The sequence below is a fragment of the Flavobacterium galactosidilyticum genome, assembly GCF_020911945.1.
In the GTDB taxonomy this organism is placed as follows: Bacteria; Bacteroidota; Bacteroidia; order Flavobacteriales; family Flavobacteriaceae; genus Flavobacterium; species Flavobacterium galactosidilyticum.
The window spans coordinates 3,433,673-3,453,757 of sequence record NZ_CP087135.1 but is presented as its reverse complement, the minus strand read 5'-3'; the positions used below and the strand labels follow the sequence as shown (position 1 = coordinate 3,453,757).

At 32.8% G+C, this 20,085-nt stretch carries 18 protein-coding genes; 6 read left to right on the top strand and 12 right to left on the bottom strand.

The window, feature by feature from the left end; genetic code table 11:
* The first annotated feature begins 8 nt into the window (after window positions 1-8).
* From argS to LNP27_RS14890, 4 genes are all read left to right on the top strand, one after another.
* Window positions 9-1,787 carry an arginine--tRNA ligase gene (gene argS / locus LNP27_RS14905; RefSeq protein ID WP_229942437.1) on the top strand — a complete coding sequence of 593 codons (1,779 nt, stop codon included), beginning with the start codon at window positions 9-11 and terminating at the stop codon, window positions 1,785-1,787.
* A 142-nt stretch (window positions 1,788-1,929) separates the two neighbouring features.
* Window positions 1,930-3,291, top strand: coding sequence for a signal recognition particle protein (gene ffh, locus LNP27_RS14900; RefSeq protein ID WP_229942436.1), 1,362 nt, complete (start codon window positions 1,930-1,932; stop codon window positions 3,289-3,291).
* A 155-nt stretch (window positions 3,292-3,446) separates the two neighbouring features.
* Entirely contained in the window at window positions 3,447-4,328 is an 882-nt protein-coding gene (locus tag LNP27_RS14895) for a bifunctional 5,10-methylenetetrahydrofolate dehydrogenase/5,10-methenyltetrahydrofolate cyclohydrolase (RefSeq protein WP_229942435.1), read from the top strand.
* Window positions 4,329-4,559: 231 nt separating this feature from the next.
* Complete coding sequence (locus tag LNP27_RS14890; RefSeq protein WP_229942434.1) at window positions 4,560-5,486, top strand: magnesium transporter CorA family protein; 927 nt, start codon at window positions 4,560-4,562, stop codon at window positions 5,484-5,486.
* A gap of 44 nt (window positions 5,487-5,530) precedes the next feature.
* Here the strand turns inward: LNP27_RS14890 and rluF are convergent, their stop codons facing one another.
* The 4 genes from rluF to LNP27_RS14870 form a co-directional block, all read right to left on the bottom strand.
* A complete protein-coding gene (rluF, locus tag LNP27_RS14885) occupies window positions 5,531-6,343 on the bottom strand; it encodes a 23S rRNA pseudouridine(2604) synthase RluF (RefSeq protein WP_229942433.1) in 813 nt (270 codons plus the stop codon).
* Between the two features lie 72 nt (window positions 6,344-6,415).
* Window positions 6,416-7,267, bottom strand: coding sequence for an alpha/beta hydrolase (locus LNP27_RS14880; RefSeq protein WP_229942432.1), 852 nt, complete (start codon window positions 7,265-7,267; stop codon window positions 6,416-6,418).
* Window positions 7,268-7,367: 100 nt separating this feature from the next.
* Window positions 7,368-8,147, bottom strand: coding sequence for a zinc ribbon domain-containing protein (locus LNP27_RS14875; protein ID WP_229942431.1), 780 nt, complete (start codon window positions 8,145-8,147; stop codon window positions 7,368-7,370).
* A 3-nt stretch (window positions 8,148-8,150) separates the two neighbouring features.
* Window positions 8,151-9,245 carry a Nif3-like dinuclear metal center hexameric protein gene (locus tag LNP27_RS14870; RefSeq protein WP_229942430.1) on the bottom strand — a complete coding sequence of 365 codons (1,095 nt, stop codon included), beginning with the start codon at window positions 9,243-9,245 and terminating at the stop codon, window positions 8,151-8,153.
* Between the two features lie 101 nt (window positions 9,246-9,346).
* On the opposite strand from LNP27_RS14870, the gene lpxK reads away from it, so the two are divergent.
* Window positions 9,347-10,372, top strand: a complete 1,026-nt coding sequence (gene lpxK / locus LNP27_RS14865; RefSeq protein WP_229942429.1) for a tetraacyldisaccharide 4'-kinase — start codon at window positions 9,347-9,349, stop codon at window positions 10,370-10,372.
* Window positions 10,344-11,156, top strand: coding sequence for a purine-nucleoside phosphorylase (locus LNP27_RS14860; protein ID WP_229942428.1), 813 nt, complete (start codon window positions 10,344-10,346; stop codon window positions 11,154-11,156). The genes lpxK and LNP27_RS14860 overlap by 29 nt, the downstream gene beginning before the upstream one ends.
* 2 nt (window positions 11,157-11,158) lie before the next feature.
* On the opposite strand, the gene LNP27_RS14855 is transcribed toward LNP27_RS14860, so the two are convergent.
* The 8 genes from LNP27_RS14855 to murB all read right to left on the bottom strand — a co-directional run bounded on the left by LNP27_RS14855 (window position 11,159) and on the right by murB (window position 20,057).
* A complete protein-coding gene (locus LNP27_RS14855) occupies window positions 11,159-13,324 on the bottom strand; it encodes a tetratricopeptide repeat-containing hybrid sensor histidine kinase/response regulator (protein ID WP_229942427.1) in 2,166 nt (721 codons plus the stop codon).
* 6 nt (window positions 13,325-13,330) lie between these two features.
* On the bottom strand, window positions 13,331-14,347 hold the full coding sequence (gene gap, locus LNP27_RS14850; RefSeq protein WP_229944080.1) for a type I glyceraldehyde-3-phosphate dehydrogenase: 1,017 nt from the start codon (window positions 14,345-14,347) through the stop codon (window positions 13,331-13,333).
* Between the two features lie 75 nt (window positions 14,348-14,422).
* Complete coding sequence (gene lipA, locus LNP27_RS14845; protein WP_229942426.1) at window positions 14,423-15,292, bottom strand: lipoyl synthase; 870 nt, start codon at window positions 15,290-15,292, stop codon at window positions 14,423-14,425.
* A gap of 548 nt (window positions 15,293-15,840) precedes the next feature.
* Window positions 15,841-16,515: a ferric siderophore ABC transporter substrate-binding protein gene (locus LNP27_RS14840; protein ID WP_229942425.1), complete on the bottom strand. Its 675-nt coding sequence runs from the start codon at window positions 16,513-16,515 to the stop codon at window positions 15,841-15,843.
* 132 nt (window positions 16,516-16,647) lie between these two features.
* Complete coding sequence (locus LNP27_RS14835; RefSeq protein ID WP_229942424.1) at window positions 16,648-17,199, bottom strand: RNA polymerase sigma factor; 552 nt, start codon at window positions 17,197-17,199, stop codon at window positions 16,648-16,650.
* The gene (locus LNP27_RS14830; protein ID WP_229942423.1) at window positions 17,190-18,296 is read right to left on the bottom strand and encodes a glycosyltransferase; all 1,107 of its coding nucleotides are present in this window, start codon (window positions 18,294-18,296) and stop codon (window positions 17,190-17,192) included. The genes LNP27_RS14835 and LNP27_RS14830 overlap by 10 nt, the downstream gene beginning before the upstream one ends.
* Window positions 18,297-18,395: 99 nt before the next feature.
* Window positions 18,396-19,010 (bottom strand): FMN-binding negative transcriptional regulator, encoded by a 615-nt coding sequence (locus LNP27_RS14825; protein WP_229942422.1) that lies wholly within the window; start codon window positions 19,008-19,010, stop codon window positions 18,396-18,398.
* Between the two features lie 33 nt (window positions 19,011-19,043).
* Window positions 19,044-20,057 carry a UDP-N-acetylmuramate dehydrogenase gene (gene murB / locus LNP27_RS14820; protein ID WP_229942421.1) on the bottom strand — a complete coding sequence of 338 codons (1,014 nt, stop codon included), beginning with the start codon at window positions 20,055-20,057 and terminating at the stop codon, window positions 19,044-19,046.
* Window positions 20,058-20,085: the final 28 nt, after the last annotated feature.

Genomic DNA, 20,085 nt, shown 5'->3' with positions numbered 1-20,085 from the left:
TACAAAAAATGACATTACCACAGATTCTTACGCCCGCTATTGAAAAAGCCGTGAACGCTTTATTTGACGTTGTTATTGACAAAGTTGAATTTCAAACTACTCGGAAGGAATTTGAAGGAGATATTACCATGGTTATTTTTCCGTTGTTAAAAGTGGTAAAAAGTAATCCAGTAGAGTTAGGGAATAAAATTGGGGCGTACTTAGTCGAAAATCTTGCTGAGGTTAGTCGCTTTAATGTAGTTTCTGGATTTTTGAATATTGTCATTTCTGATGAATATTATTTGAATTTCTTTCATGAAATAAAAGACATTGAATCCTTTGGTTTTGTAACTCCAAATCCAGAAGATAAAGCAGTAATGGTTGAATATTCTTCGCCAAATACTAATAAACCACTACATTTAGGTCACGTTCGTAATAATCTTCTTGGATATTCAGTCGCTGAAATTATAAAAGCATCTGGTAAAAAAGTATATAAAACTCAAGTCATTAACGATAGAGGGATTCATATTTGCAAATCGATGTTGGCTTGGCAGAAATTCGGAAAAGGACAAACTCCTGAATCGACCGGTTTGAAAGGAGATAAATTAGTTGGGAATTACTATGTTGCTTTTGATAAAGCGTATAAAGAAGAAATTGCCCAATTAATGAGTGCGGGTAAAACCGAAGATGAAGCTAAAAAACAAGCGCCAATCATTCTTGAAGCGCAAGAAATGCTTTTGAAATGGGAAGCTGGAGATGAACAAGTGATCGAGCTTTGGAAAATGATGAATCAATGGGTTTATGATGGTTTTGCTATTAGCTACAAAAATCTAGGAGTAGATTTTGATACGTATTATTATGAAAGTAATACCTATTTACTAGGAAAAGATGTCGTTCAGATTGGTTTAGATAAAGGTGTTTTTGAGAAAGATCCTGACGGTTCAGTTTGGATTGATTTGACCGAAGAAGGTTTAGATCGCAAAATTGTATTGCGTTCTGACGGAACTGCTGTTTATATGACACAAGATATTGGAACTGCTATTCAGCGTGTGAAAGATTTTCCTGATGTTGGCGGAATGGTTTATACCGTAGGGAATGAGCAAGATTATCACTTTAAAGTGTTGTTCTTAATCTTAAAAAAATTAGGTTTTGATTGGTCTAAAAACTTATTTCATTTGTCATACGGAATGGTAGATTTGCCTTCTGGTAAAATGAAAAGTCGTGAAGGAACAGTAGTAGATGCCGATGATTTGATGCAAGAAATGACTGATACTGCTCAGAAAATTGCGGAAGATTTAGGGAAGTTGGACACTTATTCTGTTGAAGAAAAAGCAAAATTATACAATACAATAGGTCTTGGAGCTTTGAAATATTACATTTTGAAAGTAGATCCTAAAAAACGTATCTTGTTTAATCCAGAAGAATCTGTTGATTTTGCTGGAAATACAGGTCCGTTTATTCAATATACGTATGCCAGAATTCAATCGATTATTCGTAAAGCTAATTTTGATTACAATGTGAAATCGAGCATAAATGTGATGCATGAAAAAGAAAAAGAATTAGTAAAGCAATTAGAGTTGTTTCCTGAAGTGATCCAAAATGCGGCACAACATCACAGTCCGGCTTTGCTTGCTAATTACACTTATGATTTAGTACGCGAGTACAATTCGTTCTATCAAGCGGTTCCTATTTTAGGAGAAGAAGATTTAGAAAAGAAAATATTCAGAGTCCAATTATCTAAAAAAGTGGCAGATGTAATTTCATCAGCGTTCAAATTGTTAGGTATAAATGTTCCGGATAGAATGTAAAATAAGATAACAAAAAAACGACTTCTAAATGAGGTCGTTTTTTTGTTAAAATAAACCTCAAAATGAGATGTCAATATTCTAATTATCTAATTGCCTAATTATCTAATTAGTTTATCTTTGCATTTCAATAAAAAAACAAACCATGTTCGATAATTTAAGCGATAAACTAGACAAAGCCTTTCATATACTTAAAGGTCACGGAAAAATCACCGAAGTAAATGTAGCTGAAACGCTGAAAGAAGTTCGTAGAGCCTTGCTTGATGCCGATGTTAACTTTAAAATTGCTAAAGATTTTACCACAAGAGTTAAAGAAAAAGCAATAGGACAAGACGTGTTAACAACGCTTCAGCCAGGACAATTGTTGGTGAAGTTAGTGAAAGATGAACTGACTGAATTAATGGGTGGTGATGTTGCTGGAATTAATCTTTCTGGAAATCCAACTGTTATCTTAATGTCAGGTTTACAAGGATCGGGAAAAACTACTTTCTCTGGGAAACTTGCTAATTATTTACTGAACAAAAAAAATAAAAAACCATTACTAGTTGCTTGTGATATTTATCGTCCGGCAGCAATTCAACAATTGTATGTTGTTGGAGATTCGATAGGGGTTGAGGTTTATTCAGAGCCAGAAAATAAAAATCCTGTTGAAATTGCTCAAAATGCAATCAAACATGCTAAAGCAAACGGTTTCAACGTAGTGATCGTAGATACTGCAGGTCGTTTAGCAGTCGATGAGGAAATGATGAACGAAATTGAACGCGTTCATAAAGCCATTCAACCGCAAGAAACTTTATTTGTTGTTGATGCAATGACAGGTCAGGATGCTGTAAACACTGCAAAAACATTCAACGATAGATTAAATTTTGATGGTGTTATCTTAACTAAATTAGATGGTGATACTCGTGGAGGAGCTGCTCTTTCGATTAAAACGGTAGTAAACAAACCGATTAAATTTGTAGGTACTGGAGAGAAGATGGAAGCTCTTGATGTTTTCTATCCAATTCGTATGGCCGAAAGGATTTTGGGGATGGGTGATGTTGTGTCTTTGGTTGAAAGAGCTCAAGAGCAATTTGACGAAGACGAAGCTAGAAAAATCCAAAAGAAAATTGCAAAAAACGAATTTGGTTTTGATGATTTCCTTTCTCAAATTCAGCAAGTGAAGAAAATGGGTAATATGAAGGATTTGGTTGGAATGATACCTGGTGCTTCAAAAGCCATGAAAGATGTAGAGATCGAAGACGACGCATTCAAACATATTGAGGCAATTATCCACTCTATGACTCCTATTGAAAGAAGCAAACCTGCTTTGATCGATGTGAAAAGAAAAGCGAGAATTGCTAAAGGTTCTGGAACTAAAATCGAACAAGTCAATCAATTGATGAAACAGTTTGATCAAATGAGTAAGATGATGAAAATGATGCAAGGACCAGGCGGAAAAAACCTCATGAAAATGATGGGCGGTATGAAAGGTGGAATGCCTGGAGGAATGCCTGGAATGAGATAATATTTATTTAAGGTTTAAAGTTTCATACGTATTGAAACTTTAGACCTTACTTTTTTTAAAATACAGCTACAAAAACTATTCAGTTATAAAGCTTTATTTTTTAGTTCTACACGGAGCTTTGAAGCGAAAGCTTTTAAACTTTAAAATAAATAAAAATGCAACTACTAGACGGAAAAAAAACAGCAGAAGATATTAAAAGAGAAATCGCTGTAGAGGTACAAAAAATGAAAGATAATGGGGAGAAATTACCTCATTTAGCAGCTGTTATAGTTGGTAGTAATGGTGCGAGTTTAACCTATGTTGGAAGCAAAGTGCGCTCATGTGAGCAAATTGGCTTTAACTCAACTTTAGTTGCTTTACCAGAAACTATTACTGAGTCTGAATTGTTAGATAAAATTAAAGAGTTGAATGCGGATGATAATTTAGATGGGTATATCGTTCAGTTGCCTTTGCCTAAACATATCGATGAACAAAAAATCCTTATGGCTATTGATCCTGATAAAGATGTAGATGGTTTTCATCCTGCAAATTTTGGAAAAATGGCTTTAGAAATGGATACATTCCTGCCTGCAACTCCATTTGGAATTATGGAACTGTTAGAACGTTATAAAGTAGAAACTGCAGGTAAGCACACTGTTATTATTGGACGCAGTCATATTGTAGGTCGGCCTATGAGTATTTTAATGAGTCGCAAAGGGTATCCTGGAGATTCAACTGTTACATTGACTCATAGTAGAACCAAAAATATTGAAGAATATACCAAAACTGCTGATATTATCATTACCGCACTTGGAGTTCCTAATTATTTAAAAGCTGATATGGTTAAGGATGGTGTAGTCGTAATAGATGTTGGAATAACTAGAGTAGAGGACGCTTCTCATCCAAAAGGATATAGAATCACAGGTGATGTTGATTTTGAAGAGGTTAGTAAGAAATCAAGTTTTATTACGCCAGTTCCTGGTGGAGTAGGACCTATGACTATTGCCATGTTGTTGAAAAACACACTTCTCGCTCGAAAAATTAGAAGCAGAAAATAAAATAAATTATAAGTTGTGATAAAGAGCCTTAAACGAAAGTTTAAGGCTCTTTTGGTCTTAAAAAAGGCTTAAAAAAATATTAAGTGACTATTAAACAAAATTTAAACAATACTTTTGCACCGCTTAAAAAAAATAATTTTTAAAATGGACGATTATTATTCGGAAATGTTGAACTAAAGTAGCACTTGATATACCATCAAGAGGCTATAAATAAACCTATAGAATTTTGATATGAGAGCTTTTTACAAAAACAATAACGGATTAATTGCCATTGAGGATTGGATTCCAAACTGCTGGATCAATATAGAATGCCCTACCGAAGCAGAAAAAAAATACTTATTAGAAGAATTACAAATTCCTGAAGCTTTTTTTAGTGATATTGAAGATATAGACGAAAGACCACGGATAGAAATTGAAAATGGCTGGACTTTGATTATCATGCGAATTCCTGTAAAGAGTAATGATATAAAACTGCCTTTTCATACCATTCCTGTTGGTATTGTTTTTAAAGGTGAAGTTTGTATTACCATCAGTTTTCATAAAACTGAAATGCTTTCGGATTTTGTAACCTACAGCAAACGCAAGAATATTGATATAAAAGATAATTTTGATTTAGTATTGAAATTGCTGCTTTCTTCCAGTGTTTGGTTCTTGAAATACTTAAAGCAAGTCAACCAAAAAATAAAGTTAGCCGAAGATAATTTGGAGAAATCCATAAAAAATGAAGAATTACAAGCATTATTGCAAATCGAAAAGTGTCTGGTATTTTTTATGACTTCCTTAAAAGGCAATGATATTTTATTACACAGAATCAAGAATATAAAATATCAAAGGGAACACTTCGATTTGGATTTATTAGAAGATGTTGAAATTGAATTGCGTCAAGCACAAGAAACAACTAATATTTATAGTGACATCTTGACGGGGACAATGGATGCTTACGCCTCTGTGATTTCAAATAATATGAATACGATTATGAAGCAGATGACTTCAATTTCAATTATATTGATGATTCCAACATTGATTGCCAGTTTATACGGAATGAATGTACCTAATGATTTAGAAAATAATCGCTACGGAATCTGGATTGTGATCGCCATATCTATGATTTTATCAGCTTTTGGAGTATTTTTATTTAAAAGAAAACGTTGGTTTTGAGTCTAAAAAAAAGCGTTTCAGATTTTTGAAACGCTTTTTTTTTACTAATAATCTCCTCTTTTTTTAAATCTAGGATCATCTCTTTTTATAAATTCTGTCCTTCTTTTTGGCTTATCTTCATTCAATAAACTGCCTTCCTCTGTTTTTACAGAAGGTTCGATAAGTTGATTCATTTCTATCATTTCAGCATCAGTAAGATCGCGATAGCGACCTACAGGAATATCTAGTGAGATATTGATAATTCGGATGCGTTTTAAGGCAGTCACTTCATACCCTAAATATTCAGTCATTCTACGAATTTGGCGGTTTAAACCTTGCGTTAAAATAATTTTAAAAGTGGTAGAGCTGATTTTTTCTACCTTACATTTTTTAGTAATAGTATCCAAAATAGGAACTCCATTTCCCATTTTTTCGATAAAACGATCAGTGATTAATTTGTTTACTGTTACCGTATATTCTTTTTCGTGATTGTTTCTGGCACGTAATATTTTATTAACGATGTCACCATCATTAGTCATGAAAATTAATCCCTCACTGGCTTTATCTAATCGTCCAATTGGGAAAATACGTTTCGGATAGTTGATGTAATCTACAATGTTATTTCGAACTTCTAAATTGGTGGTACATTCTATTCCTACTGGTTTGTTGAATGCTAGATAAACTAGTTTCTCGTTTTTCTCACGGATCAATTTTCCGTCAATCCGCACTTCGTCATTAGGGGAAACTTTTGTTCCTAGTTCAGGGACGATTCCATTAATAGTCACGCGACCTTCTTCAATGATTTTATCAGCCTCGCGACGAGAGCAATAACCAGTTTCTCCAATGAATTTGTTAAGGCGTTTTAGATTTTCTTCCATACTGCAAAAGTAAGCAAATTTCTTAATCGTTTATGCGGTTATTTGAATATTCCAGACAGTTGTAAACTATTTTTAGATGTCCGATTCAAACAAAAAAGCACTTACTTTTTTATATAATTCCTCATCGTGCAACTTGTGTCCAAGTCCTTTCGTTTCTTCAAATTGAACATCTTTCCACGCTTCCGCTATTTTTTTTCCTTCTGTAAATAAAACAATAGTATCATCTATATCATGCGCCAAAAATCCTTTGGTTTCCATATTTGAAACAAATTCTTTGGATGCAAATTCATCTAAATTTTTATCTAATACTTGCGTGTATTTGTGCTGTAAAGCTTGTATCATCTTTTTATTTAAACTCAGTAGTGAAGTGAAGTTCTTTAAAATAATAACAAAATCGCTTGGTGCGCCTAAAATGACCATTTTTTGAATAGTGGGGTTTTTGTACTTATATTGATAATACAAACCCGTTTTACCACCCATAGAATGACCAATCATATATTGAGGATTGTACTTTTTTGCAACGATGTCTATAAACTCGGCATATTTTGGGACAGTAAATTCTTTTCCATTTGACAATCCCTGTCCTGGTCCATCAATAGCAATGATGGTACTTCCTGATTGGATAAGATGAGGCAACAATTTTTTCCAGCGTGAAGAATTGCTTTCCCATCCGTGAATAAGCAATATAATAGTCTCATTGCCTTTCCATATATAAGTTTGGACTATATTTTCATTCTCAACTATAGTTTCTAAAGTAGCTTCTTGTAGTGTTTTAGGAAGTTTAGTGCTATTTATTTTTCCTTTTCTGGGTTGGCTAAAATATCCATGTGCTATCTGAATAGCTCTAGACGGGAATACATAGCTCATTAGATTGATATAGGTACCAATTGATTTAGTTAATAGGAAATAGAAATTCTTCTTCATGAAATAAAATTATCAAGCTGGCGTAACAAAAAAAGCCTGCAAAGCAGACCAAATATAATATAAAAAAAAAGTCCCGATGTGTATCGGGACTTAAATTGATTTAAAATTTAGCAAATAATTGATCCATTTTTTCTTTTTCTTCTTCAGCTAAAACACTGTCAACTAAAATTCTACCAGAGTGCTCATCAGTGATGATTTTCTTTCTAGAAGCAATTTCAACTTGTGTTTGTGGTGGAATAGTAAAAAATGATCCTGCAGATGCACCTCTTTCAATAGACACAACAGCTAAGCCATTTCTAACGCTAGTTCTGATTCTAGTATATGCTTTTAATAAACGCTCTTCAATTAAAGCCTGGTATTCTGCTGATTTCTCAGACAAGAAAGCCTCTTCTTTAGCAGTTTCAGCCATGATAGCATCTAACTCTGATTTCTTGTGCTTTAAGTGATTTGATTTTTGTTCTAATCTTTCTTTCGAATTTGAAATAATTTCTTTCTTATGTTCGATAGAAGCTTTCATTTCTTTAATTTGCTTTTCAGACAATTGAATTTCTAGTTCTTGAAATTCAATTTCTTTAGTCAACGAATTAAATTCTCTGTTGTTACGAACAGTTTCTTGTTGCTTAGTATATTTTTTTATAGACTCTTTGTGCTCCTCAATTGCGTTCTTTTTTACCTTGATATTATCTTCAGCAACTTCAAGTTCGCCTTTCAGTTTTTCTGCACGTGTGGTTAAACCAGCCACTTCATCTTCTAAATCTTCTACTTCTAAAGGAAGTTCTCCTCTTACGTTTCTGATTTCGTCAATTCTAGAGTCAATAAGTTGTAAATCATAAATCGCTCTTAACTTGTCCTCAACGCTTAATTCTTTCGTATTCGTCATATTCTATAAGTACTTAACTGGATTTGAATTTTCTTCTGATAAAATAACGGCAAAATTAAGGATTTTTTTTCGAAGATACTCAACAATATAATTTTTTGTATAGCGTTCGCTTTCAAAATGTCCAATATCTGCCAATAAAAGTTCATTTTCGGCTTGGTAGAACTCATGATACTTCAAATCAGCGGTTAAATAAGCATCGGCTCCAGCCTGAATTGCATTTTTTATCGCAAAACTCCCAGCTCCACCAAGTACTGCTATTTTTTTTACTTCTTTACCTAAAAAGTTGGAATGGCGAATCCCGTCAGCTTGCATTTTCGCTTTCACAAATAGTAGAAAATCTTTTTCTTGCATTGGTTGTGCCAATTCTCCAATCATTCCTAAACCAATATTTTGGTGCTGGTTTTGCAATTCATAAATTTCATAAGCTACTTCTTCATAAACATGACTTTGAAACAAAGCTTTTAGAATTTTATTTTCTAAATATTTTTCGAAAGTAACTTCGATTTTTATTTCGTCAGTTTGAACAAACTCAAATCGCTGGCCTAATTGAGGATTGCTATTTTCATTTCCCATGAAAGTTCCTATCCCTTTAGAATTGAAACTGCAATCTTCATAATTTCCTATATTTCCTGCTCCAGCTTCAAAAAGTGCATTTCTCACTTTCTCCGCATTTTCAGGTATGGTGTAAGTTACTAATTTCCTGATAAAATTTTGCTTTGGGATCAAGACTTTGGTATTTATTAAACCAAGTGCATCACAGAAAATTTTATTTACCCCATTTTGATGATTATCTAATGCAGTGTGAACGGCATAAATAGCGATGTCGTTTTTTATGGCCTTAACTACTGCTCGTTCTACATAATTTTTACCGGTAATTTTTTTTAAGCCAGAAAATAATATTGGATGAAAGCAAACCACTAGATTACAATTTTTTACAATAGCTTCATCAATTATATTTTCTAAAGCATCATGACAAACTAATACGCCTGTTAGTTCCGCATCTTGGTCTCCCACTAATAAGCCAACATTGTCAAAATCTTCAGCATACGCAAGTGGAGCCATTTCTTGAAGGACCGAAATTATTTCTTTGATTTTCATTTTTTTCATTTTAAAGTCTAAAGCTTAATGTTAGGAACTTTAAACAGTAAACAAAAGAGACAAAATTTTAAATCAAAGATAATTTATTCTACTTTCGTAAAATGAATTTACTGCGAAAATTACTGTTTCCTTTTGCAATTTTATATGGCCTAATTACTAGTATTCGGAATTTTCTTTTTGATAAAGGTATTTTGAAGTCCTACTCTTTTGATTTACCTGTAATTGTAGTTGGAAACCTAAGTGTTGGCGGTACAGGAAAAACTCCTCAAATTGAATATCTGATTCGTTTACTTTCTGATAAATACAAAGTGGCTACGTTAAGCAGAGGCTATAAAAGAGAATCTAAAGGTTTTATTTTGGCTCAAGCCAATGCTACAGCGAAAATTCTTGGGGATGAACCTTTTCAGTTTTTTGAAAAATTCAAAAATATTCAGGTTGCAGTTGATGCCAATCGAAAAAATGGAATTGAACAATTGCTTACACAAAAGGATAAGCCAGATGTTATTTTGCTTGATGATGCTTTTCAACATCGAAAAGTAAAAGCTGGCTTTTATATTTTGCTAACTTCTTATGGCGAATTGTTTTCTGATGATTTTATATTGCCAACTGGAAATTTAAGAGAAAGTAGGACAGGGGCTAAAAGAGCAAATATGGTAATTGTTACAAAATGTCCTAATGTGCTTTCTCAAGAACAGCAGAATGACATAAGAAAAAAGTTAAAACTAACCGCCAACCAAGAATTATACTTTACTTTTATAGAATATGATGATTTTGTTTTTGGTGAAAACCAAAACATAAATGTAAGTCAAGTTAAAAAAAATCCAAAGATTCTAGTGGCTGGAATTGCAAAGCCAAAGCCGTTTTTTGATTTTTTACAAAACCAAAAGGATGTTTGTTTGACTTTTCCTGACCATCATAATTTTAATGATAAAGACATTTTGGAAATAAAAAAATTAGCTAAAAATAACGAAATTATTACTACAGAAAAAGATTTTGTACGGTTGAAAGGTTGTTTGCCAAGCGAACAACTTTTTTATCTGCCTATAAAAAGTGCTTTTCTCTCGGGAAGTGAAAATTTTAATAAAACCATTTTAAATTATGTGGGAACAGGTTCAACAAACAGTTAATTACATTAATAATAAAATTAATTTCACACCAGAATACGGCGTGATTTTAGGCTCTGGATTAGGGAGTTTTACAGAAGAAATAAAGGTAGAATATACATTGCCTTACCACGAAATTCCTAACTTTCCTGTATCGACCGTGCAAGGCCATAAAGGCGCATTAGTTTTTGGAACAATTGGCGTAAAGAAAGTAGTGGCTATGCAAGGGCGTTTTCATTTTTATGAAGGATATTCCATGACCGAAGTTACTTTTCCAGTGCGTGTAATGAAGTTTTTAGGTGTAGATAAATTAATTGTGTCTAATGCTTCGGGTGGTGTTAATCCAAATTATAAAGTAGGATCAATTGTTATGATTACAGATCATATTAATATGACACCAGAGCATCCTTTGCGTGGTAAAAATGATGAGCGTTTTGGTCCTCGTTTTGTAAATATGAGCGAGCCTTATTCCAGAAAAATGATTGCTAAAGTTACCGCGTTAGCTGAAAATTTAAGTATTGAAGTTCACAAAGGTATTTATTTAGGATTACAAGGCCCTACTTTTGAAACTTTAGCTGAGTACAAAATGGTAAAAATACTAGGTGCTGATTGCGTAGGAATGTCTACTGTTCCTGAAGTGATTGTGGCGCGACACATGGATCTAGAAACCTTTGGGATTTCTGTGATAACTGATATGGGTAATGAAGAAAGTATTGGAACTATTTCGCACGACGAAGTTTTAGAAGCTGCTAAAGGTGCAGAGCCAAAAGTTAGAAGTCTTATTAGAGAGTTGATTTTAAATTACTAATATTAAACGTGCTGTGCTATTGTGCTATAAAAATCCTCTGGAATGAATGGCTTGGTGATTACTTCGTTCATTCCAAAGGATAAAAGCATTTCGCGATTTTCATGAAGAGATATTGCAGTTAGTGCAATTATTGGTGTGGTTTTATCAAAACATCTAATTGATTCTGTAGCAGTTGTTCCGTTGATTCCGGGTAAATGGACATCCATTAGTATTAAGTCATACTTGTTTTTGCGAACTGATTCAATTGCATCCTCACCATTATCAATGATTTCACATATGATCTTCTTATTATGAAGCATCTTTTTTGTGATCATTTGGTTGATTTTATTGTCTTCTACTAACAATATTTTTTTGTTTACCAATTTAGAATCATAATCAATTTTTGGAGATGTATTAATTTCTAAAGGTCGATCACTGATTTTAAATGCTAAGTTGAAAGAAAATGAAGATCCTTCATCAACAATGCTTTTCAGTTTTATTTTGCCCCCGAGCATTTTAATTAATTTTTTGACAATTGTCAAACCTAAACCTGTTCCGCCGTATTTTCTATTAACTTCTGTTGAGCCTTGAGAGAAACTGTCAAAAACACTAGACAACTTATCCTCAGGTATTCCTATTCCAGTATCACTTATTTCAAAATACAATGTTGCTTCATTGTCTTCTAGTGTGTTAAGGTTAACTGTCACCTTAATCTCACCATCTTCAGTGAATTTTAGTGCATTGTTAATTAAGTTCAGTATTATTTGAGATAATTTAGTTGGATCACCAATCAAATAATCTGGAATAGTTGGATCTACTTCTAGTATGAAATTATTGTTGTTTGCTAATGCAAGTTCTTTTAATGAATTTTGAATGTCAATTAAAAGTTTTTTGAGATTGAAAATAGTTTGTTCTATCTCCGTGTTATGGGATTCAATTTTATTTATTTCTAGTATTTCGTTGATGAACTTTGTCAAATAATCACCTGAAAATTTCAGTGAGGATAAATAATCTAATTGCCGCTTTTTAGGGTTTTCTTCCAGCAATAAGTGGGCTATTCCGTTGATGGCATTCAGCGGAGTCCGTAACTCATGGCTTACGGTCGAAAGGAATTCCGATCTTGCTTGAGATGCTTTTTCGGCTTTATTTTTAGCAATTTCTAATTCTTTATTTTTTTCTTGTAACAATAAATTAGTTTGATTTCTAATAATATTGTTTTTGTACAAAGAAAGACTTAACAACGATAAAATAGAAATTAATGCTATAGCAAGAATGCTGATAAGTTTTGAAAATTTATTGGTTTTCTCTTGCTCTTTAATTTTGTTATTGGTTATAATCGTTTCCTTTAACCTTTGGGTTTCTTTAAATTTGGTGTAATCATCAATTCCTAATCTTTTATTATTTCTAATGGAAATACGCTCTTTAATATTGAGATGTTGTTTAAGATAGGAATAAGCCGTTTTTTTATCTAACATTTTTTCATAAACATTACTCAGTGCAAGCAATATCTCAGACCTTTGTTCAAGATTTTCTGATTTTTCGTTTATATCAAGTGCTTTATTCAGATAGTTTAAAGCTAAATTACTTCTGTTCTTCTGCGTTTCTATACATCCTGTTTGATATAAAGCTTCCGCTTTTGTATCTGATATAGCTGCATTATTAGGTAGTGCTATAATCGTTTCAAAAAAAGGTAAAGCTAATTCTATGTTGTTTTTTGCCTTATAAATTAAACCTCTTTGTAGGTTAAATAACTGAGCACTATCATTTAAATTTAATTGCGTGTGGATGGATTCGGCTTTGTCAAAATAGGAAGTGGCTTTGTCATAATTATCCTTGGACATGTAGCATAGGCCTAATGTATAATTGGCGGCAACCGCTTTCGAACTAGGCTTTATTCGATCATATAATGCGGTGCTTGTTAGTAATGATTCAATAGCATCATCATATTTTTTTAAATCATAGTAAAGTTTTCCTAGATTATAATTTTGCGAAGCTTGTTCTTTAGTATTATCGTTGGTTTCAGCAATCAGTATTGCTTTTTGTATAAGCAACAAAGCTTCTTTGTAGTTGTTATCATGAACAGCAGGGTAATTTAAACTAATATAATACGCGGTGCTATCTGTTTTCTCACGATTTTGAGAATACAGTAACGTATTTAAAAAAAGCAAGTAAACGAAAAAGAATTTCATTTGTTACTACATTTTATCTAGTTTGTTTTTATCGTCAGTCAAAATAATTAAATCAATAATTCTGGAAGAATATCCAATTTCATTATCATACCAACCAACTACTTTTACCATCTTATCAATAACTGAAGTAAGTTGAGCATCAAATATACATGAATTTCTATTGCCAATTACATCAACTGATACAATAGGATCTTCAGTATAATCTAAAATGCCTTTTAGTGAGGTTTGGGCTGCAATTTTAAAGGCATTATTTATTTCTTCTATTGACACTGCTCGTTTTACATTGAATGTAATGTCAGTCAACGAGCCATCAGGTACAGGAACTCTAATGCCGCAACCACCAATTTTACCTTCAAAATCAGGGAATATTTTGGTTAATGCTTTAGCGGCACCTGTTGTAGTGGGGACTATGGATTGACTTGCGCCACGTGCTCTACGTAAATCCTTATGCGGTTGATCGTGTAGGCTTTGATCTGTTGTATAGGAGTGAATTGTGGTGATGTATGCTTGTTCAATACCGCAAAGCTCATTGATTACTTGAATCATTGGCGCAGCATTGTTAGTTGTACAGCTAGCATTTGATATTATAGTTTCTGTACCATCAAGAATAGAATCGTTTACGCCTAAAACTACTGTTTTTATAGTATCAACTTCCGAAGGTGCGGAAAGAATTACTTTTTTTGCTCCAGCCAAAATATGAGCATTTAAATCTTCAAAAGTTTTGTACTTTCCTGTTGATTCAACTACATAATCAATATTGATAATTTTCCAATCTAGATTCGAAATATTCTTTTCATGGAAAAATAAAAAGTGTTTTCCGTCTACTACAATACCAGAATCATCCTTACTTACGTCAAAAGGTAAAACTCCATGAATACTGTCGTATTTTATCAAATGCGCCATTGTTTTTGTGTCAGCGATATCATTTATGGCAATAACTTCGATAGTAGGATGGTTTAATAGTAGGCGAAATAAATTCCGACCAATTCTTCCAAATCCATTAATGGCAATTCTTATTTTCAATGTTTTGTGTTTCAAATTAGAGCTTTAAGTTTTAGGCTATATGATTAACCTGAAACTTTAAATTACAAACAACTTTTACAATATATGTTTTTGAGCTTTATACGAAGAGCGAACTAATGGACCACTTTCTACATGACGGAAGCCAAGTTCTAGACCAAATGCTTCGTATTTTGCAAATTGTTCAGGCGTGATGAATTCTTTTACAGGCAAGTGTTTTTTACTTGGTTGCAGGTATTGACCAATAGTTACTACATCTACATTTGCTGCACGTAAATCGCGCATTGTTTGATATACTTCATCTTCCTGCTCACCAAGACCTAGCATAATTCCTGATTTTGTTCTGTTGATTCCTTTTTCTTTTAAGTATCTCAAAACCTCAAGACTACGGTCGTATTTTGCTTGAATCCTCACTTCACGAGTTAGTCTGCGAACTGTTTCCACATTATGCGAAACCACTTCTGGATTAGCTTCTACGATTCTATCTATGTTTCTTTCAATTCCTTGAAAGTCTGGGATTAGTGTTTCTAATGTCGTTGTTGGATTCATTCTTCGAATGGCTTTCACCGTTTCTATCCAAATAATAGAACCTCCATCTTTCAAATCATCTCTATCTACGCTTGTAATAACAGCATGTTTGATGTTCATCAGTTTTATAGAACGCGCTACTTTTTCAGGTTCATCCCAGTCCACCGTTTCAGGTCTTCCAGTTTTTACACCACAAAAACCACAAGAACGCGTACAAATGTTTCCTAGAATCATAAACGTCGCTGTTCCTTCACCCCAACACTCACCCATATTTGGGCAACTACCTGAGGTGCATATTGTATTTAGACTATATTTATCAACTAAACTACGTAGCTCTGTATATTTTTGGCCTATTGGGAGTTTCACCTTCAACCATTTTGGTTTTCCAACCGGTAAAGTATTTTCTAAAACAGTTTCCATATATTAATTTTCAAAGTGCAAAGATAACGATTGTACTTTATTAGTGGATTCGTTTATGCGTTTATTTAAAGCAAATTTGGCAGATGAATTGATAGAAAAACATTGACTTATGTAATTTAAGAAAATGAAATTTTTCATGATTAATGAAATTAGTTTTTTAAAATTAAATTATTGCAATTCGTGTAATTCGTGTGAAAAGAATAAGTATGCGGATTAGGAGCAGAAATCCCATTTTCATCAGTGGCAATTGTCCTGCTTTTGCCTTTATCTCTCCACTACGCTGCGAGGATATCGGCGCAATCAGGGCTACTCTTGAACTTTTAATAGTTATAAAGATGATTCATAAATTAGTTAAACGCAAAAAGCAGCATCTTTCGACACTGCTTTTTCCAAATTATATTTATTTATTCCATTTGCACTGTGATTGGAAGGTTATAGGCTGTTCGAACTGCTTGACCGTTTATCATTCCAGGTGTCCATTTAGTTTTTAAGGATTTTAATACTCTAATAGCTTCTTTGCCTAATCCAAAACCAGGATCTCTTTTTACTTAAATGTTCGTCATGCTTCCGTCTTTCTCAATTACAAAAGATACGTAAATCTTCATGCTTGCTGTATTTTCAATTTCAGGTTTTTCAAAATTGTTGCCTACGTAAGAGTAGAATTTATTAATTCCGCCCGGAAATTCTGGAAGCTTATCAAGTGCCACACTATTAATAATTTCATTTCCTACTACTGTACTATTTGTATTTACGGGTCCTTCTCCTGCACCAGAAGCGGGATTGATACCCACAATTCCACTACTATCATTTGTAGAAGGTACAGCTATAATCTCGATACTTTTGGTAATCTCTTGAGCGGCAAATTCAGCCTTTACGATTGTAGGATTTACAAATTGATTGCTTTTAATCGGTTTCTCTACAGATTTAGTTTTTATTGCAGGAAGTTCTTTTTTCTGCTCAACTTTCTGTTGATTGATTGTACTGAGTTGAACAATAGTGGTAGTATAGTCTGATACAATTTCAGATTCCACATTGGTAGGGTAAAAATAAGTTATGATTCTGGGGATATTTGCCGCCACGCAAAGCACTATTATTCCTAAAAATAGCGCTAGCAATGATGTTTTTGTACTTTCTTGACGTAATTGATACGCACCATATTTTTTGTTTTTGTTCTCAAAAACAAGGTTTAGCCAGCTGGTTTCGTAAATACTTAATTTTGACATGGTTTATGGATTTAATGGTTAAGTAGCATTTAATTCATAAGCATTTTGTTGTTTTAATTTAACAACGTTTAAAATAAGAATTTTAGTATATAATTTTGAGATTTTTACCAAAATTTTTTCAAAACAATATTATTATCTTCTGTTCTGAATGATTTCTGCCAATAATTTCTTGGCACGAAGTAGTTTAACCTTTACATTACTGAGCGGCTCATCTATTTTATTAGCGATTTCTTGATACGTCATTTCCTGAAAATAACGCAGCTGAATCACTTCTTGATAATGTGGTTTTAATTCTTTGATAAATTGTAATAAGCGTGAAAGATTCTGCTCTGTAATCAATTCATCTTCTGCTGAAGGAGTAGTATCGGCAATATTATAAGCTTGCTGGTCTTGTTCGTCAGTAATTTCAACAAAAAGGCTTGATTTTCTTTTTCGTAACAAATCGATATATACGTTTTTAGCAATAGCAATAAGCCATGTGTTAAACTGGAAATCTGAATTGTAGGTTGCTATTTTATCAAAGGCTTTAGAAAAAGTCTCAATCGTGATATCCTCGGCATTGGTTTCATTTTCGGTACGCTTCAGCATAAAGCCATAAACTTCGTTCCAATAGTGGTTTAATAGAAAAGTGAAAGCAACTTGGTCGCCTTGTTTTGCTTTTTCTATTTGTTTTTTTATTTCCAATGTACTGGTTTTGAGAATATATTTGTTATGAAGATATTAATTTGGGTAAATATGAGTACTAATTCAATTATAGGATACCAATAAACAACATCTTTTTCTTTTAATTTACCCGCCGAAAACCCTACTACAAGCCAGGTAATAAGATAACGTAATCCTATTAAACTTAGTACTAATATCCATTGAAATTCGAATGCTAATAAAATGATTGGTAGTATTATAAATGATAATTGCGAAAAATAGAAAAGTCCTAATTGTAATTTATCAAAAGATTTATAATAATTAGCAGTCGCTACATGCCTTCTTTTTTGAATAATCCATTCCTTATAAGTCGTTTTTGGTTTAGATAATGTGATGCTTTCAGGAGTAAATGCAATTGTTGTATTTTTAGCAGTTGCTGCTTGGTTTACAAATAGATCATCATCGCCAGAACGAATTTGCATATGTTCAATGAATCCATTTACATTGAAGAACTCCTCTTTTTTGTACGCTAAATTTCTTCCCACACCCATATAAGGATGGCCTGACTTTGCCCAAGAGAAATATTGAATTGCAGTTAGCAATGTTTCAAATCGAATTATTTTATTTAAAAAAGAATGGGCAATTTTTTCATATTTACCATAACCCAAAACGATTGTTTTTTGCATGGTAAACTGTGAACTCATGGCTGTTATCCAGTCTTGTGAAGTGGGATAACAATCTGCGTCAGTGAATAATAAATATTCTTTTTTAGCTGCTTTAATTCCTAAAGTTAAGGCATATTTCTTATTGCCCCAAAAAGCTTCATTATTCTGTACTTTAACTAAACGAATATTAGGATATTGTTTTTCAAAACTTTCAAAAAGGGCTAAAGTATTGTCACTTGAAGCATCGTCAATTAAGACAATTTCAAAATCAGGATAGTTTTGTTCCGCGAGTAAAGGAATAAAATTAGCCACGTTTTCCTCTTCGTTTTTAGCACAAACGATTACAGAAATTGGTATTTTTTTCGGCGATACCTTTTGTGCTTTGGCGAAAGCAAAAGTGCCAAAAATACCTAAATAATATAAAATTTGAACCGCAACAATAAATATAAAAAAGTAAAGAATAATAATAAGCATCAGAGTTTTGTGTGATTTAATTCCCAGTTTTTAAGAAAGTGCAAAGGTATGAAATACAATTATGAATTGTAAATTATAAATTTATGAATTTCGAAGAATTTACATAGGGCATTTTTTCATCTCATTTGCAGTTGCAAGAGAGTCAGCAGTATTATTTTTTTCTAATTCTGAAATGATATTTTGATAATTTTTAGAATCTCGATTTTGGGACATTTTTCTCGTAGCCTGGATTTCGTCAATTTCAATTTCAAAAGCCACAATTCCACGTGCTTGCAGCATTGTTTTTTCTGATAAATCTTCTATGCGAGTTGGGTTCTCATATTTTTGTTCGTATTTATTAACTAATTTTTTCAAAGATTCAATCACAGCTTGACCTTCAATTATTTTTAGTTTTCCATAAACATGAACGGCGATATAATTCCAGGTAGGCACATTTTCATGGTCATACCAGGATGAAGATATGTAGGAATGTGGTCCCGAAAATACAGCTAAAACTTCGTTACTTTCTAAAAAACCATTCCATTGCAAATTTTCTTTAGAAATATGACCTTCTAAAATAGCTTTTCCTTCTCTATTGATTGCCAGCTCTAAGGGAATATGAGTAGCCCACAATTTCCCATTAGTTTGATTTATTAGAATACCAAAACTATTTTCTTGCAGAAATTTTTCAATTTCTTCTTGATTTTCGTTTTTGTAAATATCAGGTGTGTACATTGGAATTTGGAATTTTAGTATTGATAATTTTTTTTAAATTACATTTACTTCAGCTTCAATATGAATACCGAATTTCTTGAAAACAGTTTCTTGAATATCTTTTGAAACATTCAAGATTTCCGCTCCAGTTGCATTGCCGTAATTTACTAAAACTAAAGCTTGATTTTTATGAATTCCAGCGTCGCCAAAGCGTTTTCCTTTAAAACCGGCTTGTTCAATTAGCCAACCTGCAGGAACTTTAACTTCAGTTTCTGAAATTTCGTAATATTTCATTTCTGGAAATTGTTGATATATTTTCTCGAAATCTGATTTTAATAAAATTGGGTTCTTAAAGAAACTACCGCTATTTCCCAGTTCTTTTGGATCTGGTAATTTACTTCTACGAATACTAATTACAGCGTTACTGACATCTTTTAGTGTTGGTTCAGTTCTATTGTTTCTAGCTAGTTCCGCTGCTATATCTCCATAAGAAGTATTGATCTTATGGTTTTTCTTAGTCAATTTAAAAACTACCGACGTTATAATGTATTGGTCTTTCGCATCATTTTTGAAAATACTTTCTCGATATCCAAAATTACATTCTTCTTTCAAGAAGCTTTTTATCTCCTGATTTTCTATTGTAATTGCCTGACAGGAAACAAACGTGTCTTTTATTTCTGTTCCATACGCGCCAATATTTTGCACTGGTGTGGTTCCTACATTTCCAGGGATAAGAGACATGTTTTCCAATCCACCAAAATCCTGATCAATTGTCCAAAGTACAAATTCATGCCAGTTTTCGCCAGCTTGACTTTCTACCCATACAAAATCGTCATTTTCTTTGATGATATTTTTGCCTTTCAAATCAATATGGATAACAAGTGCATCAATATCTTTAGTCAAAAGCATGTTACTACCACCACCTAAAATAAATTTTTTATCTGCTTTCTTTTGCTCTAAAATGTCTTTTAATTCCTCGGTGGAATGAACTGCTATAAATTGTTTTGCTTTGGCTTCAATGCCAAATGTATTGTAATTTTTTAAAGAAAAATGATGTTGTATTTCCATGAAATATTTGGCTTTTTTGAATCCTAAA